This window comes from Streptomyces sp. NPDC052721 (assembly GCF_040678315.1).
In the GTDB taxonomy this organism is placed as follows: domain Bacteria; phylum Actinomycetota; class Actinomycetes; order Streptomycetales; family Streptomycetaceae; genus Streptomyces.
The window spans coordinates 1-25,501 of sequence record NZ_JBFATL010000002.1 but is presented as its reverse complement, the minus strand read 5'-3'; the positions used below and the strand labels follow the sequence as shown (position 1 = coordinate 25,501).

Below are 25,501 nucleotides of genomic sequence, written 5' to 3'. Positions count from 1 at the left end.
GCGTTTCCCGTCGACGCTGACCGTCCGGCGCCGAGGCTTCCGTCGGAAGGATCCCCGCGCGCCGGCCCCACCGCGCGCCGGCCTCCACCGGACGGGGCAGAACCTCCGCCCAGCGGCGCCTGCCCCTCGGCCCCTCACCGGCCGAGGCGGCCGGCGCGCCCGGGGTCACACCCGCTCCGGGACGGCCGACGCGCCCGGGGTCACACCCGCTCCGGGACGGCCGGCGGCTCCTCCTCGAAGGTCAGCTCCGGCGGGGGTGTGCGGAAGCCTCGGGTCAGGTAGGCCAGATAGCAGATGCCGAGGGTGAGCCAGACGGCACCGAGGACGAGGGCCTTGGTGTCGAGGTGGGTCAGGAGCCAGATGTCCACGGCGGCGCCGATCGCGGGGGCGATCACATGGCCCAGCGGGCCGGGGCGGCGGCCCGCGCGTCGTTCGCGCACATACGTGGCGATGACCGCGAGGTTGACGAAGGTGAAGGCGATGAAGGCGCCGAAGTTGATGAAGGAGGTGGAGGTCGCGACGCTCAGCCGCAGGGCGATCAGGCCGACCACGCCGGTGAGGAGGATGTTGAGGACGGGCGTGCGGTAGCGCGGGTGGATGTGGCCGAAGACCCGGCGCGGGAGGACGGAGTCGCGGCCCATCGCGTAGAGCAGCCGGGACGTGCTCGCCTGGGCGGCGATGCCGGACGCGAACTGGGCCACGACCAGGCCGGCCAGGAAGACCGAGGAGAACAGGTCGCCGCCGATGGTCCGGGCGATCTCGAAGGCGGCCGAGCTGGGGTCGTCGAAGGTGCTGCCGGGGTGGGCCAGCTGGGTGGCCCAGGCGACGGCGACGAAGATGCCGCCGCCGAGCAGGGCGATCAGCAGGATGGCCCGGGGCATGGTGCGCTGCGGTTCGATGGTCTCCTCGGTGAGCGTGGTGACCGCGTCGAAACCGAGGAAGGAATAGGCCGCGATCGCCGCTCCGGCGGAGATGCCCGCCAGGGTGGTGGCGTGGTTGGCGAACGGTGCCGTGCCGGCCAGCGCCCCGGCGCCCCCGGTGTGCAGCACATGCCGCAGGGACAGCGCGACGAAGATGCCGATCACCAGGACCTGGAAGGTCATGAGCAGGTCGTTGGCCCGCTCGGCCGTCTTGATGCCCCGCACGTTCAGGGCGGTGGTCAGCACGATGAAGCCGATGATCCACACCCAGAACGGGACGCCCGGGAACTGGGCCTGGAGGTAGGCCCCGCCGATCAGCCAGATGACCATGGGGAGGAAGAAGTAGTCGAGCAGGGTGGCCCAGCCGATCAGGAAGCCCACCCGGGAGTCGATGGCCTTGCGGACGTAGGTGTACGCCGACCCCGCCACGGGGTGTGCGGCGGCCATCTTCCCGTAGCTGTGGGCGGTGAACAGCATGGCGAGCAGGGCCAGCAGATAGGCGGTCGGTACGGTGCCGCCGGTGCTCTCGGCCACGACGCCGAACGTGCCGAGCACGATCAGCGGGGTCATGTAGGCGAGGCCGAACAGGACGACGGATCTGAGCGTCAGCGCACGGGTGAGGCCCTGAGCGGGGGCGTTCTCCATAACGGGCTCCATGGCGAGCTCCGGAGCGAGCTCCGGGGGGACGGGCGAGCGGGCGGGGGAGGGTCAGCCGGTGGCGGGGCGCCAGCGGCCGGGGTCGATACGGCCGCCGTACAGCGGTAGGTCGATCGGGGTGTCGGCGTCGGTGAACTGGTCCCACATGCGGTTGAGCCCCGCCGTACCGAAGGTGCGGACGCGCTTGACGTCGTCCAGGTCGAGTACGTCGGTCAGCACGGTGGCGGCCGAGTCGGGGGCCTCGGCACGCACCCGCCCCTCGGGGTCCACCACCAGGCTGCGGCCGGTGCCGACGGGGCCGGCGGTGTTGACGCTGAGCACGAAGACCTGGTTGACGATGGCGTTGGCCCGGGCCAGGACGAGTTCCTGGGCGCGGTCCGCCGTGGTGGTCATGACCGGGTTGACGATCACTTCGGCGCCGAGCCAGGCCAGGTGGCGCGCCACCTCCGGGAACCAGGCGTCGTAGCAGATCGAGATGCCGATACGGCCGGCGCCCGGCAGGTCCGCCACGACGAAGCGGTCGCCGGGGTCGTACGGCTCGTGCGGCCGCCAGGGAAAGATCTTGCGGTACGAGGCGGCGAGGCGGCCGTCGGGCGAGTAGACCGGCGCCGTGTTGAACAGCTCGCCGCGCTCGCCGCGCTCGCACACGGTGCCCGGCACGAGCCAGATGCCGAGGTCACCGGCCAGTTCGGCGAGCTGCCGGGAGCGCGGGCCGTCCAGTGGCTCGGCGGCTTCCTGAAGCTGCTCGGTCGACGACGGCGGACCGTCGACGCCGCACAGATGCAGTTCCGGGTAGACGGCGAGGCGGGTCTGCGGAAAGCGGGCCAGCACCTGCTCGACGTCCTCGGCGAACCCGGAGAGGGGCGCCGTCGCCGGGCGGGGAGGTGCCTGGACGAGGGCGAGGGGGAGGGGGCGGGACATGGCGAGGAAATTAGCTCAAGGTGAGCTGTTAAGCAATAGGCTCACTTTGATTCCTTTTCCGGTCTCGCTACATTGACGACATGCCTCACCCCCAGGACGGCCCCGACACGGCGGCTCTGCCGTTCAACGCCCCCGCGCTCGACGGCATCCGCCGGCTCACGGCCCTGGACACCGTGCGCGCGCGCATCGGACTCGCCGTCGACCTGGGACTGCTCGCCCCGGGCGAGAAGCTTCCGCCGACCGACCGGATCGCCGCCGCGCTCGACGTCGGGGAGATCACCGTCCGCCGCGCCCTGTCCACGCTCTGCCAGGACGGTGTCCTGGAGCGCCGCCGGGGCCGCAACGGAGGCACCCGCGTCGCCGAGCGGCCCGCCCGGGGAGTGGTGGGCGCGATGGACTCCTACCGCGCGCGCAACAGCGAGGTGCACGCGCTCGTCGACCAGCGGCTCGTCCTGGAGTGCGGCCTCGCCCATCTGGCCGCCCGCAACGCCGACGAGACCGCCGTCGCGCACCTGCAGCGGCTGGCCGACGAGATGGACCAGGTTCCGACCTGGGCGGAGTTCCACGGCTGCGACGAGCGGTTCCACCTCGCCGTCGCCGCCGCCACCGGCGTGCCCGCGGCGGCCGAGGCCTACCGCGGCGTGCTCCAGCAGCTCTACCGCTACTACCTGCCGTACCCGATGGACGCCCTGCGCGAGTCCAACCGCGAACACCACGCCCTGGTCGGCGCCCTGCGCGCCGGCGACACCGCGGCGGCGGCCGACATCGCGCGCCGGCACGTGGAAGTGCTCCACCGGACCATGTTCGTGGGGCTGCTGGAGGCGGCCGAGGGCCGCGAGACCGAGCCGCGCGGGGCCGGCTGACTCACCGTCTGCGGGGCGTCGTCCGGCCCGCGTTCGGCTGGAGCGGTGTGCGCAGGGCGAGGAGGGCCACGTCGTCGAGGCCGGGTGGGTGGACGCGGCGCAGGAGCTGGTCGGTCAGGGACGGCAGGGGACGGTGGGCGAGGGCGGCGGCGTGCTGGCGCAGCCGGTTCAGGCCCTCGTCGAGGGTGTGGCCGGGTGCCTCGATGAGGCCGTCGGTGTACAGCAGGAGGGTGCAGCCCGGGGGCAGCAGCGTGGTGGCGTCGGGGCGGGCCGTGCCGGCGCCCGTTCCCAGCAGGAGGCTGTGGCCTTCGGTGAGGTAGTGGGCCAGACCGTCACGGGTGACGAGCAGGGGCGGGGGGTGGCCCGCGTTGGTCCAGGTCAGTTGCCAGTTGCCGTCGTCCGTCCGGGTGAGCCGGGCGAGGACGAGGGTGGCCATGGTGACGTCGGTGATGGGCATGATCGCCTCATCGAGCCGCTGGACGATACGGCTGGGCGGCTCCAGCCCGGCCCAGGCGTAGGCGCGCAGCATGTTGCGCAGCTGGGCCATGCCGGCCGCGGCCTCCAGGTCGTGGCCCACGACGTCCCCGATGGCCAGGGCGGTGGCACCGTCGGACAGGGTGAAGGCGTCGTACCAGTCGCCACCGACCTGGGAGGCGTCCGGGGCGGGCAGATAGCGGACGGCCATCTCGAGTCCGGGGACCCGCGGCATCTGCGGCAGCAGGTGGTTCTGCATGGTCTCGGCGACCGCGCGCTGGCGCTGGTAGAGGCGGGCGTTGTCCAGGGCCACCCCGGCGCGGCGGGCGATGTCCTCCAGCAGGGGCAGGTCACCCGTCGTGAAGTCCCCCGGCTTCTCGGCACGGCCCAGGGTGAGGGCTCCCAGGACTTCACGGGTGCCGCGGATGGGGGCGATGGCCGCGGAATGGATGCCGGTGGCCTCGAACAGACGGCGCTGCTCGACGGCGATGCCGGAATCCGGGGCGCGCCGATAGGTGGCGGGCCCGGCCAGGGCGGAGGCCACGCCGCGCAGGGCCCGGGACAGGGGCATCAGCGACTCCTCGGGCACCGGCGGCATCGGCCCTTCGAGGTCCTCGTGGTGCACCAGGCGGTCGCCTTCGGCGTGCACCACGGCGGTGCGCCACACCTCGTCGTGTTCGGTGATCAGGTCGATGACGGCCCAGTCCGCCAGCCGGGGCAGCACCAGGGACACCAGCCGGCGCAGCGCCTCGTCGACGTCGAGGGTGGAGGTCAGCCGAGTGGTGGTCTCGGCGAGCAGGGCCAGCCGCTCGAAGTCGGTCAGCGACTCGGCGGCCTGCTCCGGGCGCGGCTCCGTGGAGGCCGTCTGCTCGGGGGTGTGGAAGACGACGAGCGTGCCGGTCCGACGGCCGCCGGTGTCGCCGAGGTCGTAGGGGGTGATCGTCCAGGAGATGGGCAGCAGGGAACCGTCACCGCGCAGGAAGTACTCCTGGTGGCCCTGCGCCGGGCTCCCGGCGTGGAACGCCTGCCGCATGCTGCACTGCGTCGTGGGCAGCGGCTGGCCCTTCGGCCCGCGGTGCAGCAGATCGTGGGCGTCCTGGCCGAGCAGGTCAGCGGCGGGCCGGCCCAGCAGGCGTTCGGCGCCGGTGTTCGCGGCGAGGATGTGGCCCTGCTCGTCGACGACGTAGGCTCCGGCACCGATGGCTTCCAGCGCGTCGGCCAGCCGGACACGGGCACGGGGTTCCGCCCCCTGCCGCTGCCGGTCGGTCCCGGTTCTTTCCGCCCCTGCCATGTCGTGGCCTCCTGTGTTCGCGGGTCGCCGCGCGTGTGCGTCGCCTGGTGTCGTCGGCGCCTGGTCTTCCGTATGCCCCGTCGCGGCCGGGAACCCTCCTGACCACCGGCGCACCGGCCCGGACAGCCGCACGCACCGGCTGCCCGGGCACGCGTCCCGGCCCCCGCCGGCGAGGTGGACGGCCTCGCCTCGCGGCTGCCCGTACCACTCGGCCGTACGTCGGCCAGGGCGAGCCGGGGCGGGAGCGGCCGATTCACCGTTCGGTCCCGGGCCGGCGCGCCCGCCCCGACCAGCGCCGCGAGGGCGCCGAAGCCATGGGTGAGCGTGGTGAACGAGGCGACCGCGGCGAGGAGGAGAGGCCCGCCCGCGTCGCCGCGTTCGCGGCCGAGTCCGGCGGCGCCCATGGTCCGGCCGAGGCGCTCCATGGGCGTGCGCGCGGCCGGCGCGGCGAAACGGGGCGGCGTGATCAGGCCCGTGCCGGCGCCGGTCAGGGCGGTACCGAAGACAACGCCCGGCAGGCCCGGCGGGGGTGACCGGCAGTCCCGCGACCAGACCGGAACGCGTGCTGAGGCACCCCTCGTCCCGCGCGCGTCCGGCACCCGGCTGAACGGCCCCGGCACAGCCACCCCGGTCACGACCGCGCCCGGCCCGGCGGCGCGTCCGGAAACCGGCGGTGCCCGGCAGCCCCCCGGCCAGACCCGAACGCGTGCTGAGGCACCCCTCGTCCCGCGCGCGTCCGGCACCCGGCTGAACGGCCCCGGCACAGCCACCCCGGTCGCGACCGCGCCCGGCCCGGCGGCGCGTCCGGAGACCGGAAGAACCCGCCGCCTGCCGACAGGGCCGCGGTTGCCGCGCCGCGGCCTACGCCAGGTCCTCGCAGCGGGCGGGGGGCGAGCGGCGGGCTCGCCTCGGCACCGGTCTCAGGCGGACGGGTGGACGGGTGGACGACATCCCCCCATGGGACAGAAGAGACCCCGGCGCACTGACCAGCACCGGGCGCCCCTCCGGAACGGAAGGCGGCAGCGGAGGGACGCGGAGCGCGTGGTCCTTACGATCTTCTTGATCAGCGACTGGTCAGCGTGACGCGGCGACGACGGCGACGCCTGTCCTGCCTCCGTCGACGTCCACCACCGTTCCGTGCACGAAGGCCGCCTCGTCACTGGCCAGCCAGACCGCGGCGTGGGCGATGGCGTCCGGCGTGCCGAGGCCGCCGGCCGGCGTGCCCTTCATCATGATCTCGCCCGGATGGGGCTCGCCGCCCTCCGGCGCCGGGGGCTGGATCACGCCCGGTGAGACGGCGTTCACCCGCACGCCCAGCGGGCCGAACTCCGCGGCCCACGCCCGGGTGAGGGTCTCCATGGCTCCCTTGGTGGAGCTGTAGAGCGCGCCGAGAGGAACGCCCAGGCGGGCGATCCACGAGCCGAGGTTGATGATCGCTCCGCCGCCGGACTCCGTCATGCCCGGGACGACGGCCGCCGTGAGGAAGAACGGCGCCTTGACGTTCACCGCGTAGACCTCGTCGAAGGTCTTCTCATCGGTGGCGGTGGTGCCGGGGGCCGGGTAGACGCCCGCGTTGTTGACCAGGATGTCGATCCGCCCGCCCAGGGTCTCGCGGGCCCGGGCGGCCAGGTCCTGGGCGGCCTCGGCACTGCCGTCGAGGTCCGCCGCCAGGAAGTCGGCCCGGCCGCCGGACGCCCGGATCCCGTCGACGACCTGTGTCCCCCGTTCCTGGTTCCGCCCGGACACGATGACGTGCGCCCCCTCGGCGGCGAACGCCTCGGCGATCGCCTGTCCGATGTTGCTGGTCGATCCCGTGACCAGCGCCGTCTTGTTCCGCAGCCGTCCGCTCATGGCGCGATCTCCCTTGTCTCGCGGTGTGCGGGCCACTGTGCGCCGCAAAAAATGGACCGGCAAGTCCAATCGGTGCGGCCGACGGCGAGGCCGCGGCGCGCGGATCAGGTGGCGGAGCCTCCCCCGGTCACCGGCCCGGCGGCTCCGACTGCGGGCCGGGTTCGGTGAACAGCGGTCCGAACTCGTCCGGAAGGGCGCCGCGCAGGTCGGCCTCCAGGCCGGTGTCCGCGGCCGTGATCCGGGAGACGACCGTCCGCGCCAGGAACAGCGCCTGCTCCGGGGTGGCGTCCACGGGCCGGGCCACGTCGGCCAGCAACGCGTCGAGCGGGTCGGCCGGGCCGTGCGGCGCCTCGCCACCGCGCCGTACGTCGGCACCGTGCCGCAGCGCACCGATTTCCAGCGCGCCGCGTTCATGGGGCGGTACGGCCTGCCGCAGATGCTCCCGGTGCGGTGGGTCCAGGCGACTGCTCAGCGCCGCGAGGACGAGGTGAACGGCGGCGTCGGCGGCCTCCTCGTCGCCGAGACGGGCCCGTGCCGCCACCTCTTCCACCAGATGCTGATGGCTGATCATGCTTCCTCCCGCTGGTGCGGTCAGGTGTTGCCGAAGGGGTGGGAGTGACTGACGGGTGCCCATGGAGGCAGATACGTACACAGCCCCACATATCGCATCGAAGCAGACATGGATCGCCGTATTCGTGGTAGTCCGGCTAGCGCACCGGCACGAACGAGAGCCGACACGACGAGACACACATTCGGGAGGTTCTGCCATGGCGACAGCACACATGGTGCGGGAAGTGATGACCGCCCCGCCGGTCGAGGTCGACCCGCAGACCTACGTCGCCGACGTCGCCCGCCGTATGCGGGACGAGGACATCGGCGCGGTCCTGGTGACGGAGGAAGGCCACCCGCGTGGCCTGGTCACCGACCGGGACCTCACCGTGCGGATCCTCGCGGAGGGCGGTGACGTCAGCGGCGTGCGCGTCCAGGACGCGTGCAGCACCGACCTGACCACGGTCACCCCGGACGACCCGGTCGACCGCGCGGTCGACCTCATGCGGCAGAAGGCGGTACGCCGCCTGCCGGTGGTCGATCCCGACCGGGACCGCGTGGTCGGCATCGTCTCCCTGGGCGACCTGGCCGTCGAGCGCGACACCAACTCCGCGCTGAGCGAGATCAGCGCGGCGGACCCCAACACATAGCCGAGCCGGCCGCCCCGTCCCCGGGCCCGCGCCGGCTGCCGCGGGCCCGGGGACGGGTGAGCGCGCGCCCCCGTCCACCGATCGGTGGACGGCAGGTTCAACCAGGTACCTCTGTCCCCGAGTTGCCCCCAGCGGCAAGCCTTTCCGTATGAATTCACTCACCGTACGGATGGCGCGTTGGAGCGCCCGGCACCCCTGGCGGGCCGTGGTCGGCTGGCTCGTTTTCGTGGGGGTGTGCCTGGGGGCCGGTGGTGCCGTCGGCACGCACAGCGCGACGACGGCCGACTACCGGGTCGGGGAGGCCGGGCGGGCGGAGGCGATGGCCGCCGAGGGGCATCTGGAACGGCTCTCGACCGAGCAGGTGCTGATCTCGGCACGGTCGGGCCCTCTCGACCGGGCAGCGGCCCGGGGCGCCGCCGAGGAGCTGACCTCGCGGATGGAGCGGCTGCCCGAGGTCGCCGGCGTGGCCGACCCGGTGTGGTCCGGGGACCGTCGGATCCTCAGGGTCGCGGTGGCCCTGAAGGGCGAGGAGCGGGACGCGAAGGACAAGGTCGACGCGCTGACCGCCCAGACGGAGGCGGTGGGGAAGGCTCATCCAGGGCTGCTCCTCGAAGAGACCGGGAGTCCCTCCATCAGCAAGGGCGTGGACGAGCAGCGCGGCCATGACCTGGCGCTCTCCGAGAAGATCACCCTTCCCGTCACCCTGGTCACCCTGCTGGTCGTCTTCGGGTCCGTGACGATGGCGGGGGTGCCGCTGCTGCTCGCGCTGTCGTCGATCGCGGCGGCCGTCGGCCTGTCGATGGTGGCCTCGCACCTCTCCCCCGACGCCGGTGTCGGCACGAACGTCATCCTGATGATCGGCCTCGCGGTCGGCGTGGACTACACGCTCTTCTATCTCAAGCGGGAACGCGAGGAGCGCGCCCGCGCGGCCGGCCGGCTGAGCGCCGAGGCGCTGGTGGAGCTGGCCGCGGCGACCTCGGGCCGGGCGGTCGTGGTCTCGGGGTGCGCGGTCGTGGCGTCCACCGCGACGCTGTACCTCGCCTCCGACGTCATCTTCTCCTCGCTGGCCACCGGGACGATCGTGGTCGTCCTGGTCGCGGTGGCCAGTTCGCTGACGGCGCTGCCGGCGCTGCTGGTCAAGCTCGGGCAGCGGGCCGAGCGCAGGGCGCTGCGCCGGGCCGGGCGCGGGAAGCCGCCGCGCCGGGCACGCGACGCCGACAGCGGCGGCCGGGTGTGGAACGCCCTGCTGCGGCCGGCGCGCAGGCACCCGTCGGCCACCCTGTGCGTCTCCGTCCTCGCCCTGCTGGCGCTCGCCACCCCGCTGGCCGGGCTGAAGATCACGGAGATGAGCCGGGACACCCACTCCCGGGACATCCCGGCCATGCGGGTCTACGACCGCCTCAACGAGGCGTTCCCGGAGCAGCGGGTCACGCACCAGGTCGTCGTACGCGCCGACGCCGCGCGCTCCGGTCAGGTCGCCGGGGCGCTGCGCGAGCTGGCCCGGCGCGCCGGCGCCGACCCGCTGTTCAGCGGCGCCTCCCCCGTGCGGACCTCGGCCGACCACCGGATCAGCGTGCTGGAGCTGAGGGTGCCGTACCTGGGCAACTCCGAGCAGGCGTACGACTCCCTGGACCGGCTCCGCGAGAAGTACCTGCCCGCGACCGTCGGCCGGGTCGGCGGGGCGGAGTCCGCAGTGAGCGGTGACGTGGCCCGGTACACCGACTATCCCGCCCACCAGAACGGCACGCTCCCGCTGGTCCTCGGCGCGTTGCTGCTCGTGACGTTCGCGATGACCGCCTACGCGTTCCGCTCGCTGGTGCTGGCCCTCATCGGGGTCGTGCTGAACCTGCTGTCCGCGGCGGCCTCGCTGGGGCTGCTCGTCCTCGTCTTCCAGGGGACGTGGGCCGAGGGGCTGCTGGACTTCCACTCCACCGGCTCGATCGGCTCGCGCGTACCGCTGTTCCTCTTCGTGATCCTCTTCGGACTCTCGATGGACTACCAGGTGTTCGTGGTGAGCCGGATCAGGGAGGCCGTGCTCGCGGGCGCATCCACGCGGCAGGCCGTGCTCGACGGCATCCGCGGGTCGGCGAGCGTGGTGACCAGCGCGGCGGTGGTGATGACGACCGTCTTCGTCAGTTTCGTCTTCCTGCACATCATCGAGATGAAACAGATCGGCTTCGTCCTCGCGGTCGCCGTGCTGCTCGACGCGTTCATCGTCCGGATCATGGTCCTGCCGGCGGCGATGCTGCTGCTCGGCGAGGCGAGCTGGTGGCCCGCGCGGGCGGCCGGACGCGGGGCCGATGCTCCGGCGCATCCGGCGGACGGGCGAGCGGTGGTCGACGTACGTTGATCGGTATGACCGCTCTCGCCGACCCCTCGCCCGGTGCCTTCTGGGCCACGTCGCTGCGCCGGTGGAACACGGTGTGCTGGGCGCTGTTCGGGGCGATGGCCGTCGGGCTGGTGGCGACGGCCCCGCCCGGCGGGAGCGCGTACCGGGCGCTCGGACTGCTGGCCTGCGTGGTGCTGTGCTACGCGGCGCTCGACCGCTTCCCCGGAAATCCCGTCGTCCGTCCGAACGTCTACCTGTCGGTGCTCGTGCTCGCACTCGGCGGGCTGGCGTGTCTGGGCAGCAGTTACGCGGCGCTGTTCATGGTGACGCTGCCGCACTACTGGATGTTCGGGCGCACGCCACGGGTCTCGATGGTCTTCCTCGCACTGGCCACCGGATCCACGCTGGCCGGGGCCCTGGTCCGGCAGGGCTGGTCGGCGGAGTTCTTCGGCGAGACGGTGGTCTCCACCCTGATCGTGGTCGCGGTGGGCGTGCTGATCGGCCTGTGGGCGCACTCGGTCGTCGCGCAGAGCAGCGAACGGGCCCGGCTCATCGAGGAGTTGGAGCGGACCCAGGCACAGCTGTCCGAGGCGCACCAGCGCCAGGGCGCGGCGGACGAACGGGAACGCATCGCACGGGACATCCACGACACGCTCGCGCAGGGCTTCGCTTCGATCATCGTGCTCGCGGAGGCGGCACGGGAGGGCATGGCCGGCGATCCGGCGCGCAGCGCCCAGCAGTTGCGGTCGATCGAGTCCACCGCCCGGGAGAACCTGGCCGAGGCCCGGGAGCTGGTCGGCTCGGCCGGGCAGCCCGGGCCGGGCCGGGTGGCGGCCGGCTCGGTGGCGCGGACCCTGCGCCGTACGCTGGACCGCTTCGCGGAGGACACGGGGCTCACCGTGGTCGCCGACCTCGCGGACCTGGAGTGCGACCAGCAGACCCGGATCGCGCTGCTGCGCTGCACCCAGGAGTCCCTGGCCAACGTGCGCAAGCACGCCCGCGCGTCCACGGTCGGGGTGGTGCTGGCCCGGCGTCCGTACGGTGTGGAGCTGGAGGTCACCGACGACGGCACCGGGTTCGTGGTGGAGGAGTCGCGGGGCTTCGGGCTCGACGGCATGCGCAAGCGTCTGGCGGAACTGGGCGGGAGGCTCACGGTGACGAGTTCGGTGGGCGACGGGACGCGGATCCTGGCGGTGGTCCCTCTGACGGGCGAGGTGGAGGCATGAGCACGGGAACACTGCGCGTCGTCGTGGTGGACGACCACACCGTCATGCGGGCCGGAGTCCTCGCGCTGCTCGCCGGCGAGGACAGCATCGAGATCGTCGGCGAGGCGGGCGACGGGCGCGCGGCGCTCGGCCTCGTGGAGCGGTACGACCCCGACGTGGCCCTGGTCGATCTGCGGATGCCCGTGCTCGACGGGGTGGCCACGACCACCGAGATCGTCGCCCGGTACCCGCGGACCCGGGTGCTGATCCTGACGACCTACGACACCGACACCGACATCGAGCGCGGCGTGGAGGCCGGTGCCATCGGCTATCTGCTCAAGGACACCACCCGCGAGCAGCTGGTCGACGCCATCCACGCGGCGGCGCGCGGCGAGACGGTCCTCGCTCCCCGGGTCGCCGAGAAACTGGTCGCGCGGATGCGGCGGCCCGTGCACGACCCGCTGACCGACCGCGAGACCGACGTCCTCGACGCCGTCGCGGACGGCCTCACCAACGCCGAGATCGGCAGGCGCCTGATGATCGCCGAGGCCACGGTGAAGACGCACCTGCTGCGCCTGTTCGCCAAACTCGACGTGAACGACCGGACGAGGGCGGTGGTGGTGGCCATGGAGCGGGGGCTCCTGCGGCGGCCGTAGGGAAGGGATTCTGTCCCGGCGAGGACAGATCTGCTGGACTGCCGGAGTTAGGGTTGTCGGACGACGCGGAGGGTGACGAACGCCTCGGAGCACGGGTGCCGCGCACGCCCGGGTTCCTGGCCGCGTCCCCGAAACGAAGGTGCCATGCCCGCTGAGAACGCCCCCGCCGCCGGCAACCTGGACGACGACGACTACCCCGCCTACACGATGGGGCGTGCCGCCGACGTTCTCGGCACCACGCCCGCCTTCCTCCGGGCCATCGGCGAGGCCGAACTGATCACCCCGCTGCGTTCCGAGGGCGGCCACCGCCGGTACTCGCGCCGCCAGCTGCGCATCGCCGCCCGCGCCCGGGAGCTCGTGGACCAGGGCACACCCATCGAGACCGCGTGCCGCATCATCTCCCTGGAGGACGAGCTCGACGACGCCCTCCGCATGAACCGGGACATGCGCCGGCGGCTCGATGAACGCGGTACGGATACCTAGACCCGCCACTACAGAAATCCGGACGGCGGCGGGATGAGAATTCCTGGACGATGGCGAAAACGCGTGGGGCTTCCGGCCGGCCTGTGTTAGCGTGATAGCAGTTGCAGTTTTGGTTGCCAGAGATTTTTTCTTTGCAGAGCTTTCCGGATTCTTCCGGAGGGGTGATCATTGCGGCGACTCGGCTCCGTAAAGTGCGGAGTCCGGCATTGCCCCCGAGGGAGATTCAATATGGCATCTGGCACCGTGAAGTGGTTCAACGCGGAAAAGGGCTTCGGCTTCATCGAGCAGGACGGCGGCGGCGCCGACGTGTTCGCCCACTACTCGAACATCGCCACCTCCGGCTTCCGCGAGCTTCAGGAAGGCCAGAAGGTTACCTTCGACGTCACGCAGGGCCAGAAGGGCCCGCAGGCCGAGAACATCGTTCCTGCCTGACGCTGACGCGCCACATGGTGCTGGGGCCCGCGCTCTCGGGGTGCGGGCCCCAGCCCATTGCTTTCCCGGCCCGGTCCGGATTTTCGCATTTCCCTCGGCTCATTCTTGTGAATCCACGCGCGGCTCGTTCGCCGCTGAGCGGAATTCCTCGATGCGCCGCATCGAGGAAGGTTCCCTCATGAACCGCACCCGTCGCACCGGCGGCGACTCAGGTCGCTTCCGCGCGGACCGGACGTCCACCCGGACGGCCGGTGGCACGCGCGGCAGCCGCTCCCGCACGCAGGAGCAGGGTCGGCAGAGCCCCCGTCCGGTCACCGGACGAAGGAGCGGAGCGGGCGCACGCTCCGGCACCCGCCGGCAGGACTTCGCCCTGCCGGTCACCCTCACCGAACCGCTGCCGGCGGTCGAGACGTTCGCCGAGCTGGACATGCCCGCACGTCTGCTGGCCGCGCTCGGCGCCGAAGGCGTCACCGTACCCTTCCCGATCCAGGCGGCCACGCTGCCGAACGCGCTGGCCGGCCGGGACGTCCTGGGCCGGGGGCGCACGGGCTCGGGCAAGACGCTCGCCTTCGGTCTGCCGCTGCTGGCCCGCCTGGACGGGCAGCGGGCCCAGCCCCGCCAGCCGCTCGCCCTCGTCCTCGTCCCCACCCGGGAACTGGCCCAGCAGGTCACCGACGCGCTCACCCCCTACGCCCGCGCCCTGCGGCTGCGGCTCGCCACCGTGGTGGGCGGCATGTCCATCGGCCGTCAGGCCAGCGCGCTGCGCGGCGGCGCCGAGATCGTCGTCGCGACACCCGGCCGCCTGAAGGACCTCATCGAGCGGGGGGACTGCCGGCTGGACCAGGTCGCCGTCACCGTCCTGGACGAGGCCGACCAGATGGCCGACATGGGCTTCATGCCGCAGGTGACCGCCCTGCTCGACCAAGTCGCCGACGGCGGCCAGCGGCTGCTGTTCTCGGCCACCCTGGACCGCAACATCGACCTCCTGGTACGGCGCTACCTCCACGACCCCGTGGTGCACTCGGTCGACCCGTCCGCGGGAGCCGTCAGCACCATGGAGCACCATCTGCTGCACGTGCACGACGACGACAAGCACACCGCCGCGACCGAGATCGCCGCCCGCGACGGCCGGGTCATCATGTTCCTGGACACGAAGCACGCGGTCGACCGGATGGCCAAGCACCTGCTGTCCGTCGGGGTGCGCGCCTCGGCCCTGCACGGCGGCAAGTCCCAGCCGCAGCGCAACCGCACGCTCGCCCAGTTCAAGGACGGCCACGTCACGGTCCTGGTGGCGACCAACGTCGCCGCCCGCGGGATCCACGTCGACGGCCTCGACCTCGTCGTCAACGTCGACCCGCCCGGGGACCACAAGGACTACCTGCACCGGGGCGGCCGTACCGCCCGGGCCGGCGAGTCCGGCACGGTCGTCACCCTCGTCCTGCCGCACCAGCGGCGCGCGATGGACCGCCTGATGACCGACGCCGGCATCACTCCGCGCACCGTCCGGGTCCGCCCGGGCGAGTCCGAACTGCACCGCATCACCGGCGCCCGCACCCCCTCCGGCGTACCCGTCACGGTCACCGCTCCGGCCGCCGAACGGAACGAGCGCACGGCATCCGCCGCGCGCGGCCGTCGGAGGCGGGCCGCGGGCCGTGGGGCGGCCCCCCGCGCCCGTCGCTCCGCCCCCACGAACAACTCGTAGTCCAGGTACCGGGATTCGCTCCCCGCGTTCGGGGCGAGCCTACGGTCGATCCCTCCGCTGTCTGCCCCCCAACCCTGTGGAGTCCGCCATGCGCTGTGTCATCGCCCGTTTCCCCTTCGACCTGATCAAGAGCGAGGTCGAGCAGTCGATGAGCGGTGTCTCACCCGAACCGGTCACCGGCGTCTCCGTGAGCATCGGCCGCCGCGTCTACCCCGTCATGCAGGTCGGGGAAGTGATCACCAAGCAGGACCGCCGGGACTTCACGTCGGGCGAGATGCGCCGGGCACTGACCCGGCTCGGCTTCACCTGCCACGACGCGCCCCCGGCCACGCCGGCCGCGCCTGCAACGCCCGCCCCGGCCACGCGCGCCGACGAGGGCGCCTGGGGCTGGTGACGTCCCGGTCCGCGCGGTGGACGTCACCGGAACGCCGGCCGAGGGTGTCCCCCCGGACGGTCCCCGTACCTACCGGATGCCGGCCGCCCGGCTGACCCTCATCCCGGGGGTCGGCCGCGGTCCCCTCGGCGGGGCCTGGTGGCCGCGCTGCGACCTGCTGGAACTGGAGCTCCCGGCGCTGGTCGGTGCCCTGGGCCCCGGTCTCGGCACCGTCACGCGCGTCTGCGTGGACGCCGTCGCCTGGCCCGACGTCCCACCCCTGGTCCGGGTGGCCGGCCGCGTCATCGAAGTCGCCCTGTCGGCCGTGGACGCGGAGGCGCATGCCATCGTCCTGGGCCACGGCGCGGTGGGCCGCCGCGAACTGCTGGTCGTGCCGCCCGGCTCGTCCGTCGCGGCAGCGACCTGGTTGCTGACCACGGCCGCCGACCCGGGGAACGCTCTGTCCGCCGCGCACATGCTGGCACTCGCCGAGGCCGGATTCGACGGCGACGGCACCTGAGTCACGGTCCACGGACGGGGAGCGGGGTGAATCCTGGTTCGGGGGTGTGGGCGACCCGGGATGTGGCACCCGTCCCCGGAGCGGGCCGGACACGCGCACCGCGTCCCGTGCGGCACACGGTTCGGCCACGAGCCGCGTGCCGCGCGAGGCCGCCACGGCCCGCGCCGCCCGGTTGTCGCCGCCGAACCGCCGACGACAACCGGTGTGGCCCGCACGGCCGGCGCCGGACGCCCTTCGCGCGCGCCCGAAGCGGAACATCGGGCGGAACCCCGGGCTCAGGCCGGTGCGTTCGCCGGTGCCACCGCATCCGCCCGCTCCCGCACCACGCGCCGCCTCGGGGCCGGTACGAGGAGGGGGTTGGCGACGCCCCAGGCCGCGCCCTTGCAGACCAGTTCCTTGTAGACGGCGGCGATCCGACCGGTCAGAGCCGCCCGCACCGCGCGGTCGTCGGCGGTGACGTACTGGATCAGGCCCTCCTTGCGGCCCAGCGAGACGCACTGGTTGAAGTAGCGCAGCGGCACCTTCGGGAGCTTGCCGCCGGTCAGGCGCGCCGCGATGGCGTCGGCGGCCTGCCAGGCGGCCGGGACGCCCGAGGCGCACGACATCCGCAGCGGCTTGTCGCCGGGTCCCATCGCCAGGGCCGCGTCACCGACGGCGTACACGTCCGGGTGCGAGACCGAGCGCATGGACCGGTCGACCACGATCTGCCCGCTGCCGGTGACCTCCAGGCCGGTGGCCCGCGCGATCGGGTGGACGGCGAAGCCGGTGGTCCACACGGTGACGGCGGCCGGGATCGAGGCGCCGTCGGCGGTGGTGACGTGGTCGGCCGCCACGGCGGTGACGGCGGTGTGCTCGTGCACCGTGACGCCGAGCCCGGCGAAGACCTTGCGCACGTGAGCGCGGCCCCTGTCGGAGAGCCAGTCGCCGAGGCCGCCGCGAGCGGCCAGGGCGACATCGAGGTCCGGGCGGGCCTCGGCGATCTCGGCCGCCGCCTCCAGACCGGTGAGGCCGCCGCCGACCACGACCACCGGCTGCCCGGCCGCCAGCCGGGCCAGGCGCTCGCGCAGCCGCAGCGCTCCGGCGCGGCCGGCGATCTCGTGGGCGTGCTCGGCCGCGCCGGGGACGCCCTGGTCGTTCCAGCCGCTGCCGAGGGCGTACACGAGGGTGTCGTACTCCAGTTCCCCTGCGCCGTTCGCGTCGGTGACGGCGACGGTCCTGCGGTCGACGTCGACGCCGGTGACCCGCGCGATCCTCAGCTCCACACCGGTGCCCGCGAACATCTCGCTGAACGGGCGGGGCTTGAGGTCCTGGCCGGTCGCGAGCTGGTGCAGCCGGACGCGCTCCACGAAGTCGGGCTCGGCGTTGACGAGGGTGATGGCGACGTCTTCGGGGCGCAGCCGCCTGGCGAGGCGCCCGGCGGTGATGGCGCCCGTGTATCCGGCTCCGAGGACGACGATGCGGTGCTGCATTTCCTGACTCCTGTCTTGAGCGGATTCCCCCCTTGAACCGGGCGGCCCGCCGTTTCCTGACAGGAACGCGGTGTGAAGCACCTCACATCGGGAGCAGAGAAGGCGGAGCCTGGGATCAGAAGGCGTGGAGCAGGGGTTCGCCGTGGTCGGTGGCCGCCCAGTGCCGGGTCGCGCGTTCGAGCTTGTCGGGGTTGGCCTGGCCGCGGAACGCGCGGATGCCGTCGGCGGTGACCTCCAGGCAGATGACGCCGATGACCCGTCCGTCGAGGACCGCCACGACCGCCGGCTCGCCGTTGGCCGTGGTGGCGTAGACCTCGGGCGAGCCGCCGACCAGACGGCGCTTGGCCTTGCCGGGCTTGAACAGGCCCCGCATGAACTTCGCGACCGCGAGCGCCCCCTCGAAGGCCTTCGTGCGGGCCGGGACCTTGCCGCCGCCGTCGCCGATCGAGACGGCGTCCTGGGTGAGCAGCCGTACCAGCGGCTCGGTCCGGCCGCTGGTGGCCGCGGCGAGGAACTCCTCGACGATCCGCCGGGCGGCGGCCTCGTCGATCTCGGTGCGGGCCTTGCCGTCCGCGACGTGCTTCTTGGCCCGGTGGAAGATCTGCTGGCTCGCGGCCTCGCTGATGTCGAGGATCCCGGCGATCTCCCGGTGCGGGTAGTCGAAGGCCTCCCGCAGCACGTACACCGCCCGCTCGCCCGGGGACAGGCGCTCCAGCAGGGTGAGAACGGCGTACGACACCGACTCGCGCTGTTCCGCGGTGTCGGCCGGGCCCAGCATCGGGTCTCCGGCGAGCAGCGGCTCGGGCAGCCACTGGCCCACGTAGGTCTCGCGCCGCGCGCGGGCCGAGGTGAGCTGGTTGAGGCAGAGGTTGGTGAGCACCTTCGTCAGCCAGGCCTCGGGGACCTCGATGTGGCCGGCGCCGGCGGCCTGCCAGCGCAGGAACGTCTCCTGCACGGCGTCCTCGGCCTCGGTCGCGGAGCCGAGCAGGCGATAGGCGATGGCCTCCAGCCGGGGCCTGGACGCCTCGAACCGCTCCACGTCGCTCAGGGTCAGGGCCATGCCCGGGATCCTAGCCGCCACGGCCTCCGCGGACCCCGGGACGATCAAACCCACCGCTCGGCACGCCCCCTGTGAGAGAAGGCGCGGGGAGGGCCGGGGCGGTGTCGGGTGGGGGTGCGGCCGGGGCTCGTTGGGCCGGTCGGGTGTATCCGTCATCCGAATGGCGGCACGTCGCACGCTCAGGGGCCCGGGGGCGGGCTCGCGTGGCGAGGATGGCGGGTGACCGACGTCCTGTCGTGGGCGGACGGCGAGCATCGGGAGACGGACGACTTGTGAGCATCCTCAACGAACCCCAGGGCGGTGGCGCCCCAGCCGAGGACTCGTACGAGAACGAGCTGCCGGTCCGGCGCAAGCAGCCCGGCAATGTCGTGGTGAAGTGGCTGACGACCACCGACCACAAGACGATCGGCACGCTCTATCTGACGACGTCGTTCGCGTTCTTCCTGGCCGGCGGACTCATGGCGCTGATCATCCGGGCCGAACTGGCCCGTCCCGGGCTGCAGATGATCTCCCCCGAGCAGTACAACCAGCTGTTCACGATGCACGGCACCGTGATGCTGCTGATGTTCGCCACCCCGCTGTTCGCCGGCTTCACCAACTGGATCATGCCGCTGCAGATCGGCGCGCCCGACGTGGCGTTCCCCCGGCTGAACATGTTCGCCTACTGGCTGTACCTGTTCGGCTCGCTCATCGCGGTGGGCGGCTTCCTCACCCCCAACGGGGCCGCCGACTTCGGCTGGTTCGCCTACACCCCCCTGTCGGACGCGACCCGGACCCCGGGCCTAGGCGGTGACCTGTGGGCCATGGGCCTGGCCTTCTCCGGCTTCGGCACCATCCTCGGCGCGGTCAACTTCATCACCACGATCATCTGCATGCGCGCCCCGGGCATGACCATGTTCCGCATGCCGATCTTCACCTGGAACGTGCTGCTGACCGCTGTCCTGGTCCTGCTGGCCTTCCCGGTGCTGGCCGCCGCGCTGTTCGCGCTGGAGGCGGACCGCAAGTTCGGCGCGCATGTGTTCAACGCGGCCAACGGCGGACCGATCCTGTGGCAGCACCTCTTCTGGTTCTTCGGCCATCCCGAGGTGTACATCATCGCGCTGCCGTTCTTCGGGATCGTCACGGAGGTCATCCCGGTCTTCGCCCGCAAGCCGATCTTCGGCTACATGGGTCTCGTCGCCGCGACCATCGCCATCGCCGGCCTGTCCGTCACGGTGTGGGCGCACCACATGTTCCCCACCGGGGCCGTGCTGCTGCCGTTCTTCTCCTTCATGACCTTCCTGATCGCCGTGCCGACCGGGGTCAAGTTCTTCAACTGGATCGGCACGATGTGGAAGGGCAGTCTCTCCTTCGAGACGCCGATGCTCTGGGCGAGCGGCTTCCTCGTCACGTTCCTCTTCGGCGGCCTGACCGGTGTCATCCTGGCCTCCCCGCCCATGGACTTCCACGTGACGGACAGCTACTTCGTGGTGGCCCACTTCCACTACGTCGTCTTCGGCACGGTGGTCTTCGCGATGTTCGCCGGCTTCCACTTCTGGTGGCCCAAGTTCACCGGCAAGATGCTCGACGAGCGCCTGGGCAAGATCTGCTTCTGGACCCTGTTCACCGGCTTCCACGGCACGTTCCTGATCCAGCACTGGCTGGGCGCCGAGGGCATGCCGCGCCGGTACGCCGACTACCTGGCCGCCGACGGCTTCACCGCGCTGAACACGGTGTCGACCATCAGCTCCTTCCTGCTCGGCCTGTCGATCCTGCCGTTCCTCTACAACGTCTGGAAGACGGCCAAGTACGGCAAGCCGGTCGGCTTGGACGACCCGTGGGGCTACGGCCGCTCGCTGGAGTGGGCGACCTCCTGCCCGCCGCCCCGGCACAACTTCCTCACCCTGCCGCGGATCCGCAGCGAGTCCCCGGCGTTCGACCTGCACCACCCGGACATCGCGATGCGGGAGCAGGAGGGCCACACCGTCGCGATCACGAGCGACCGGGGCCGGGGGTGAGCGGTCCGCCCCAGCAGGGGGCCGGAGTCAGCGGCGACCTCGGCAACGAGGTCGAGGGCTACCTGCTGTGGCAGGCCAGGGTCGCGGAGGCGGAGCAGCGCGCGCGTGAGTTCGCCGGCTCCCTGGAGTGGCTGACGACGGCACAGCGCGAGGAGGTCGAGCGGCGGTACGTCGCCGACAGCCTGCTGCGGGCACGGGCCGACCTCGAACGCATCGCGGCCCGGTGCGTGTCGCTGCGGGCGGAGTACGAGCACCGGTACGCCGAGCTGCGGCGGCGCTGCGTGGGCGTGGCGCTCGCGGTGTGCGCCGGTTTCACCACCCTGGCCGCGCTGCTTCTGGCCCTCTGACCCGCGCCGGCCGGTTTGCCGGGGCACGCGCGGGTCACTCGGGGCCGGTGGTGTCCAGGGGGACATGAGGTGACCGGGAGGAAGCCGATGAGTGCGCTGACCGTCGCCCGGGCCCAGGGCCTGTTCAATCTCGTCGGCGGCGGGTGGCCCCTGCTGCACCTGCGGAGCTTCGAGCGGGTCTTCGGGCCGAAGACCGACGTCTGGCTCCAGCGGACGACGGCGGGGCTGCTCGCCACGACCGGCTGGAGCCTGCTGCGCACCGGCCCGGCCCCGGAATCCCTCGGCCAGGCGCGCCGGACGGGCATCGGGTCCGCCGTGACCCTGCTGGCCGTGGACCTCGTCTACGTACCCCTCGGCCGGATCCGGCCCACGTACCTGCTCGACGCGGCGATGCAGGCCGGCTGGCTGGCGGCCTGGTGGCGGTACGGAAAGCCGCGGTGACGCGATGCCCGGCCGGCAGACGCGGATGCGTTTCGACGGGTGGATCATCGGGACCGGGACGGCGTCCGGCACCCGTGTGGTGCTGGGCCACTGGGCCCGGTCGCCGTTCGGGCGGTTCAGTGACGTCATGGTCGAGCGGGCGGACGGGCACCGGCTGCTGCTGGCGCCCTCCCGGCGGACCGCCGACTTCATCGCCGCGACCTACGCCTTCGACGACGTGCGGGTCACGCCCGTCACCGTGCGGGTCGCGGGCCGGCGCTGGGAGATCACGGCCGGCCCGCTGGACCTGCGCCTCACCACCGGCCGGCGCGGCCTCACGGGCCGGCTCCTGCGCGCCGTCCCCGCGCCGCTCGCCGCCCGGCCGGCCTGGACCGTGGTGACCTACCCGCCCGCGAGACTGCTGCTCGGCGTGCGCACCCGGGGCAGCGCGGGCGGCGGGCGGCGCGAGTGGTACGGCGCCCTCGACCTGCTTCCGGTCGTGTCGGCCGGCACGGTGTACGGCGGCCGGGACCAAGGCCCGCTCGCGCCGGTCGTGCCGCCCGTGCGGTTCGGGTTCGGTTCGACACCCCGCAGGCCCAGCGCCGTACGGGTGGTCACGACCGTGGCGACCCGCCGGCCTTCCGGGGCGCGCCGCGGGCCGGCCACTCGGACCGGCTGAGGTTCCGGTTCAGCTCCGGGCGCCGGTGCGGGCCGGGGCAGGGAGCCCGCGCCCCGGACCCGGGCCGGAGCCTGGACGGCTACTCCTCGTCGGTGGTCTGTACCGGGGTCGACCGGCCCGGCTCCGGCAGCTGGGCCAGCTCGGAGCGGACGAGCAGCACGTCACCGATGAACAGGTCGTAGATCAGGATCCCGATCAGGCCGCCGATCAGCGGACCGACGATCGGGATCCACCAGTACGCGCTGAACGAGCCGGACACGCTCCCTGGGAACGCCAGGCTGTCCCAGCCCGCCGCGTAGGTGAGCAGGCGCGGCCCGAAGTCACGGGCCGGGTTGATGGCGTAGCCGGCGTTCGCGCCGTAGGACATGCCGATCGCGGCGACGACGAAGCCCACGATCAGCGGGGCGAGATTGGCCTTCACGGCCTGGTTGCGCAGGTCGAGCACGGCCGCGATCAGCATGAGCAGGAACGCCGTGCCGACGATCTGGTCGATCAGCGGCCCCCAGATCCCGCCGTGGAAGTAGGGGGCCGGGAACGTCGCGAAGATCGAGAACGTGGCGTTCGTGTGCCCGTTCACCTTCGGCCCCGTCGCGGCGCTGTCGTAGGCGCTGATCGCGTTGTGGTAGACGAGGTAGACCAGCGCGGCACCGGTGAGGGCGCCGACGACCTGCGCGAACCAGTACGGCAGCACCTTGGCCCAGGGGAAGCCGCGACGCACGGCCATGGCCAGGGTCACGGCCGGGTTGATATGGGCGCCGCTGACGCCGCCGGCCACGTAGACGCCGAAGACGACGGCCAGCGCCCAGCCCCAGGTGATCAGGAGCCAGTCACCGGCCGCGAGGAAGATCGTGGTGGGGGTGGCGGCCCGGCCCGAACCGGGCAGTGCCGCGACGGCCATCGCGACCACACCGCAGCCGAAGGCGATGAGGACGAAGGTTCCGAGGAACTCCGCCAGGCACTCGCCCAGCAGCCCGCCCCGGCTTCTGAGCCGTGACGGTTTGACGAGCGGAGGGATTTCCACAGCCATTGAGGCCCCCTTTGAAGAGAGCAAAGCGGCCAATAGCCCCATATTGGCTCACAATGTCACTCCCCGCAGGGTGACCGCTTCCGGCCGGTCAGCGCCCCGTCCACGGCCGGTCAGCTGTCGAGGTCGTCGGCGTAGTGCCGGAACCCGTGCCGCTCCCGGTGCAGGGTCCACAGCCTCTCCGCGAGCACATCCGGGTCCTTGCGCGCGTGACCTGCCGTGATGGCCCCGGGAATGATCAGCTGGGCGACATGGATGCCCTCGCCCGCCAGCCGGTCGTGCAGCAGATGCCCGTACGCGCTCTCCGCCGCGAAGGCGATCGAGGTGCCGGCGCGCTCGGGATGGGGTGCGGCGGCGCTCCCTCCGTTGACGAACAGGATCGTCCCGCGCCCGAGCCGCCGCATGCCCGGCAGCACCTGCTGCACGGCGGCCACCGGCCCGTACACGGAGAACTCGATCGGCCCCACCAGGTCCCGGTGCCGGGTCTCCAGCACGGGCCGCATGAAGTCGCGGTGCGGCACCGGGCTGTACTGGAGCACCTCGACGGTCCCGAGGGCGTCGGCCAGCTCGCCCAGCGCCGCGGCCAGCTGCTCGGGCCGGCGCACGTCCGCGGCGAACCCGCGGGCGGTGACGCCCTCGGCCACGAGTGCGCCGGCGATGGCGTCCAGCCGCCCCCGGTCCCGGGCGACGAGCCCGACGGCGAACCCCTCCCGCCCGAACCGCCGCGCGACGGCGGTCCCGAGCCCCGGCCCGGCTCCCACGATGGCGACACTGCTCATACCGGTCATCCGTACCGCACACCCGGCCTCCTCACACCGCCCGCGGCCACACACCAGGGCGGGCGGTGCCGGCCGTACCGGTCAGGCCATCCAGAAGAACACCGCCGTCATCCGCTTCTCCTCCAGCGTCCGGCCGAAGTAACCGGTCGCGCTGTGCACCAGGTTGGCGTGGTAGAGCAGCAGGCGGTTGTACCGGTGCGGGACGCGGACGTCCTCCTCGAAGTGGTCCGCCGGGACGTACCGCGTCCCGAGCGCCTCCACGAGGTTGGTGTGCGGAGCCTGGACGATGTTGCCGCCGAGCCGGCCGCCGGGCAGCGACTGGCGGTAGAACGCGGTCCCGCAGTCCTTGGGGACCCCGGGGTTGAGGTAGAGCACGGCCGCGTACCGGCACAGGGCGCGGGAGTCGGTGTGCGGGCGGGGCTCGCTCTCGCCCTCGCCGACCACCTGGACGCAGTTGTGGTTGAGGGTGCCGCCGCCGGGCGTCCGCTGCACCCACAGCTCCTTCGCCCCGGTCGCCTTCCTCACCAGCCGCTCGATCCGGGCGAGTTCACCCGGCTCCAGGCCGGGCATGGCGCGCAGGCCGGGCCAGGTCTCGGAGGTGTACGGATACCCCTCGACCCAGTCGTCCTTGGCCAGGCACCGCTCCCGTACGGCGTCGGCGTCCGGCAGGACGTCGTCCAGCACCCAGTAGTCGCGGCCCTTGGTGGGCTTGCGGTAGGGCAGGACGGGCAGCGCGGCGGGGGGCCGGGGCGGTGACGGTGGGGGCATGCGGTGAATCTAGGGGCGGCCCGGGTCTGCCTTCTCCCGAGGAGTGGTCAACCTTGTACCGGGGAGCGGTCAACCTTCCGCCAACCGCACCCGGGAGATTCTTTACTCGCGAGCACTGATACGAACCGCCTCCGCATCCGTACTGCTGTGCGTCCGAACCATGGGCGGGACTCACAGGCAGGAGGAACGGTGCGCTTTTCGCGGAACGCGACGGGAACTCTCTTCGTGGGCGGTGCGATGACCCTGACCCTCGCGGCCCTCGCCTACCCCAGCGTGCTCGGGCTGAGCACCGTCTCCAGCTCGCCGTCGCGGGTCATCGCCGACACCCAGTGGGGCCCGCTGACCGAGGCCGACCGGGACTTCGTGGTGAAGGTGCGGGCGGCCGGCCTGTGGGAGTACCCGGTGGGGCAGATCGGCTTGCAGAAGGGCAGCTCCAAAGGGGTGATCACGGCCAGCCAGCACCTGATCGACGGGCACGCGGCGCTGGACACCACCTGCCGCAAGATCGCGCCGATGCTGAACATCACGCTGCCCAACGTGGCGAGTCCGCAACAGGTCGGCTTCGTCAACCAGTTGAAGAGCGACAGCGGCAAGCAGTTCGACACCGACTTCGCCAACATCCTGCGGATGACGCACGGTTCGATCTTCAACACGGTCGCGAAGATCCGCTCCACCACCAAGAACTCGCTGGTGCGGGCGCTCGCCGACCAGGCCAACGACACCGTGCTGGACCACATCACCGTGATGGAGAAGACGGGCCTGGTCGACTTCGACCAGACCCTCTTCCAGCAGACCACCCCGCCGAAGCTCCCCGACTCCGACGTCACCCCGCCGCCCCCGGCCGTCGGCCAGCCGGAGGTGGTGCTCACCCCGCCGCCGACCGCCACGTCCACCCCCGTGGACATCGACGGCATCGCGGGCGGCGGGAACACGGGCGGCGGGAACGCCGGTCCGGGGGCGAGCCCGAGCCCGGCCCCGACGGCGCCGTAGGTCCTGTCGTCAAACTCCCGTCGTCCGCCCGGAGGGCGGGCCGCGCGGCGTCAGGTGCGTGCTCTCGGCGTGCCGGGCCCGGGCCCTCGTAC

At 72.6% G+C, this 25,501-nt stretch carries 25 protein-coding genes; 15 read left to right on the top strand and 10 right to left on the bottom strand.

All coding sequences use genetic code 11. The features are described 5' to 3' along the window. Positions 1-200: 200 nt before the first annotated feature. Together AB0L21_RS02140 and AB0L21_RS02135 are read right to left on the bottom strand one after the other, a co-directional pair. Positions 201-1,565, bottom strand: a complete 1,365-nt coding sequence (locus tag AB0L21_RS02140) for an APC family permease (protein WP_365781694.1) — start codon at positions 1,563-1,565, stop codon at positions 201-203. A gap of 63 nt (positions 1,566-1,628) precedes the next feature. Then, positions 1,629-2,498, bottom strand: coding sequence for a carbon-nitrogen hydrolase family protein (locus AB0L21_RS02135; protein ID WP_365781692.1), 870 nt, complete (start codon positions 2,496-2,498; stop codon positions 1,629-1,631). 80 nt (positions 2,499-2,578) lie between these two features. Between AB0L21_RS02135 and AB0L21_RS02130 the strand changes: the two genes are divergently transcribed. Next, on the top strand, positions 2,579-3,361 hold the full coding sequence (locus AB0L21_RS02130) for a GntR family transcriptional regulator (RefSeq protein WP_365781690.1): 783 nt from the start codon (positions 2,579-2,581) through the stop codon (positions 3,359-3,361). 1 nt (position 3,362) lies between these two features. Here AB0L21_RS02130 and AB0L21_RS02125 read toward each other — a convergent pair whose 3' ends face one another. From AB0L21_RS02125 to AB0L21_RS02115, 3 genes are all read right to left on the bottom strand, one after another. Further along, entirely contained in the window at positions 3,363-5,126 is a 1,764-nt protein-coding gene (locus AB0L21_RS02125) for a SpoIIE family protein phosphatase (protein WP_365699019.1), read from the bottom strand. Between the two features lie 1,074 nt (positions 5,127-6,200). Further along, the gene (locus AB0L21_RS02120; RefSeq protein WP_365781688.1) at positions 6,201-6,977 is read right to left on the bottom strand and encodes an SDR family oxidoreductase; all 777 of its coding nucleotides are present in this window, start codon (positions 6,975-6,977) and stop codon (positions 6,201-6,203) included. A gap of 127 nt (positions 6,978-7,104) precedes the next feature. Then, a complete protein-coding gene (locus tag AB0L21_RS02115; RefSeq protein WP_365781686.1) occupies positions 7,105-7,548 on the bottom strand; it encodes a DUF2267 domain-containing protein in 444 nt (147 codons plus the stop codon). A gap of 196 nt (positions 7,549-7,744) precedes the next feature. On the opposite strand from AB0L21_RS02115, the gene AB0L21_RS02110 reads away from it, so the two are divergent. The 9 genes from AB0L21_RS02110 to AB0L21_RS02070 all read left to right on the top strand — a co-directional run bounded on the left by AB0L21_RS02110 (position 7,745) and on the right by AB0L21_RS02070 (position 15,876). Further along, on the top strand, positions 7,745-8,176 hold the full coding sequence (locus AB0L21_RS02110) for a CBS domain-containing protein (RefSeq protein ID WP_365781684.1): 432 nt from the start codon (positions 7,745-7,747) through the stop codon (positions 8,174-8,176). Between the two features lie 148 nt (positions 8,177-8,324). Then, positions 8,325-10,526: an MMPL family transporter gene (locus AB0L21_RS02105; protein WP_365781682.1), complete on the top strand. Its 2,202-nt coding sequence runs from the start codon at positions 8,325-8,327 to the stop codon at positions 10,524-10,526. Positions 10,527-10,531: 5 nt separating this feature from the next. Beyond that, a complete protein-coding gene (locus tag AB0L21_RS02100; protein WP_365781680.1) occupies positions 10,532-11,731 on the top strand; it encodes a sensor histidine kinase in 1,200 nt (399 codons plus the stop codon). Beyond that, positions 11,728-12,366, top strand: coding sequence for a response regulator transcription factor (locus AB0L21_RS02095; protein ID WP_365781678.1), 639 nt, complete (start codon positions 11,728-11,730; stop codon positions 12,364-12,366). The genes AB0L21_RS02100 and AB0L21_RS02095 overlap by 4 nt, the downstream gene beginning before the upstream one ends. A 144-nt stretch (positions 12,367-12,510) precedes the next feature. Further along, on the top strand, positions 12,511-12,849 hold the full coding sequence (locus tag AB0L21_RS02090; protein WP_365699012.1) for a MerR family transcriptional regulator: 339 nt from the start codon (positions 12,511-12,513) through the stop codon (positions 12,847-12,849). Between the two features lie 228 nt (positions 12,850-13,077). Next, positions 13,078-13,281, top strand: coding sequence for a cold-shock protein (locus AB0L21_RS02085; RefSeq protein ID WP_007383480.1), 204 nt, complete (start codon positions 13,078-13,080; stop codon positions 13,279-13,281). Between the two features lie 178 nt (positions 13,282-13,459). After that, positions 13,460-14,983, top strand: coding sequence for a DEAD/DEAH box helicase (locus AB0L21_RS02080; protein WP_365699011.1), 1,524 nt, complete (start codon positions 13,460-13,462; stop codon positions 14,981-14,983). 88 nt (positions 14,984-15,071) lie between these two features. Continuing rightward, entirely contained in the window at positions 15,072-15,377 is a 306-nt protein-coding gene (locus AB0L21_RS02075) for an SCO5918 family protein (RefSeq protein ID WP_365699010.1), read from the top strand. 16 nt (positions 15,378-15,393) lie between these two features. Continuing rightward, positions 15,394-15,876 (top strand): DUF5994 family protein, encoded by a 483-nt coding sequence (locus AB0L21_RS02070; RefSeq protein WP_365781676.1) that lies wholly within the window; start codon positions 15,394-15,396, stop codon positions 15,874-15,876. A gap of 275 nt (positions 15,877-16,151) precedes the next feature. Here the strand turns inward: AB0L21_RS02070 and AB0L21_RS02065 are convergent, their stop codons facing one another. After that, entirely contained in the window at positions 16,152-17,345 is a 1,194-nt protein-coding gene (locus tag AB0L21_RS02065) for an FAD-dependent oxidoreductase (protein WP_365699008.1), read from the bottom strand. A gap of 115 nt (positions 17,346-17,460) precedes the next feature. Next, on the bottom strand, positions 17,461-18,405 hold the full coding sequence (gene sigJ, locus AB0L21_RS02060) for an RNA polymerase sigma factor SigJ (RefSeq protein ID WP_365781674.1): 945 nt from the start codon (positions 18,403-18,405) through the stop codon (positions 17,461-17,463). Between the two features lie 272 nt (positions 18,406-18,677). On the opposite strand from sigJ, the gene ctaD reads away from it, so the two are divergent. From ctaD to AB0L21_RS02040, 4 genes are all read left to right on the top strand, one after another. Further along, positions 18,678-20,402: a cytochrome c oxidase subunit I gene (gene ctaD / locus AB0L21_RS02055; protein WP_365699006.1), complete on the top strand. Its 1,725-nt coding sequence runs from the start codon at positions 18,678-18,680 to the stop codon at positions 20,400-20,402. Continuing rightward, positions 20,399-20,749, top strand: a complete 351-nt coding sequence (locus tag AB0L21_RS02050) for a cytochrome C oxidase subunit I (RefSeq protein ID WP_365699005.1) — start codon at positions 20,399-20,401, stop codon at positions 20,747-20,749. The genes ctaD and AB0L21_RS02050 overlap by 4 nt, the downstream gene beginning before the upstream one ends. Before the next feature lie 87 nt (positions 20,750-20,836). Then, positions 20,837-21,190: a hypothetical protein gene (locus AB0L21_RS02045; RefSeq protein WP_365781672.1), complete on the top strand. Its 354-nt coding sequence runs from the start codon at positions 20,837-20,839 to the stop codon at positions 21,188-21,190. 25 nt (positions 21,191-21,215) lie between these two features. Then, the gene (locus tag AB0L21_RS02040; RefSeq protein WP_365781670.1) at positions 21,216-21,848 is read left to right on the top strand and encodes a hypothetical protein; all 633 of its coding nucleotides are present in this window, start codon (positions 21,216-21,218) and stop codon (positions 21,846-21,848) included. Positions 21,849-21,927: 79 nt separating this feature from the next. Here the strand turns inward: AB0L21_RS02040 and AB0L21_RS02035 are convergent, their stop codons facing one another. The 3 genes from AB0L21_RS02035 to AB0L21_RS02025 form a co-directional block, all read right to left on the bottom strand. Further along, positions 21,928-22,875 (bottom strand): MIP/aquaporin family protein, encoded by a 948-nt coding sequence (locus AB0L21_RS02035; protein ID WP_365699002.1) that lies wholly within the window; start codon positions 22,873-22,875, stop codon positions 21,928-21,930. Positions 22,876-22,985: 110 nt separating this feature from the next. Further along, positions 22,986-23,651, bottom strand: a complete 666-nt coding sequence (locus AB0L21_RS02030) for an SDR family NAD(P)-dependent oxidoreductase (protein ID WP_365699001.1) — start codon at positions 23,649-23,651, stop codon at positions 22,986-22,988. An 81-nt stretch (positions 23,652-23,732) separates the two neighbouring features. Next, positions 23,733-24,419, bottom strand: coding sequence for a DUF6445 family protein (locus tag AB0L21_RS02025; protein ID WP_365699000.1), 687 nt, complete (start codon positions 24,417-24,419; stop codon positions 23,733-23,735). Positions 24,420-24,644: 225 nt separating this feature from the next. Between AB0L21_RS02025 and AB0L21_RS02020 the strand changes: the two genes are divergently transcribed. Continuing rightward, positions 24,645-25,409 (top strand): DUF4142 domain-containing protein, encoded by a 765-nt coding sequence (locus tag AB0L21_RS02020; RefSeq protein WP_365782028.1) that lies wholly within the window; start codon positions 24,645-24,647, stop codon positions 25,407-25,409. Positions 25,410-25,501: the final 92 nt, after the last annotated feature.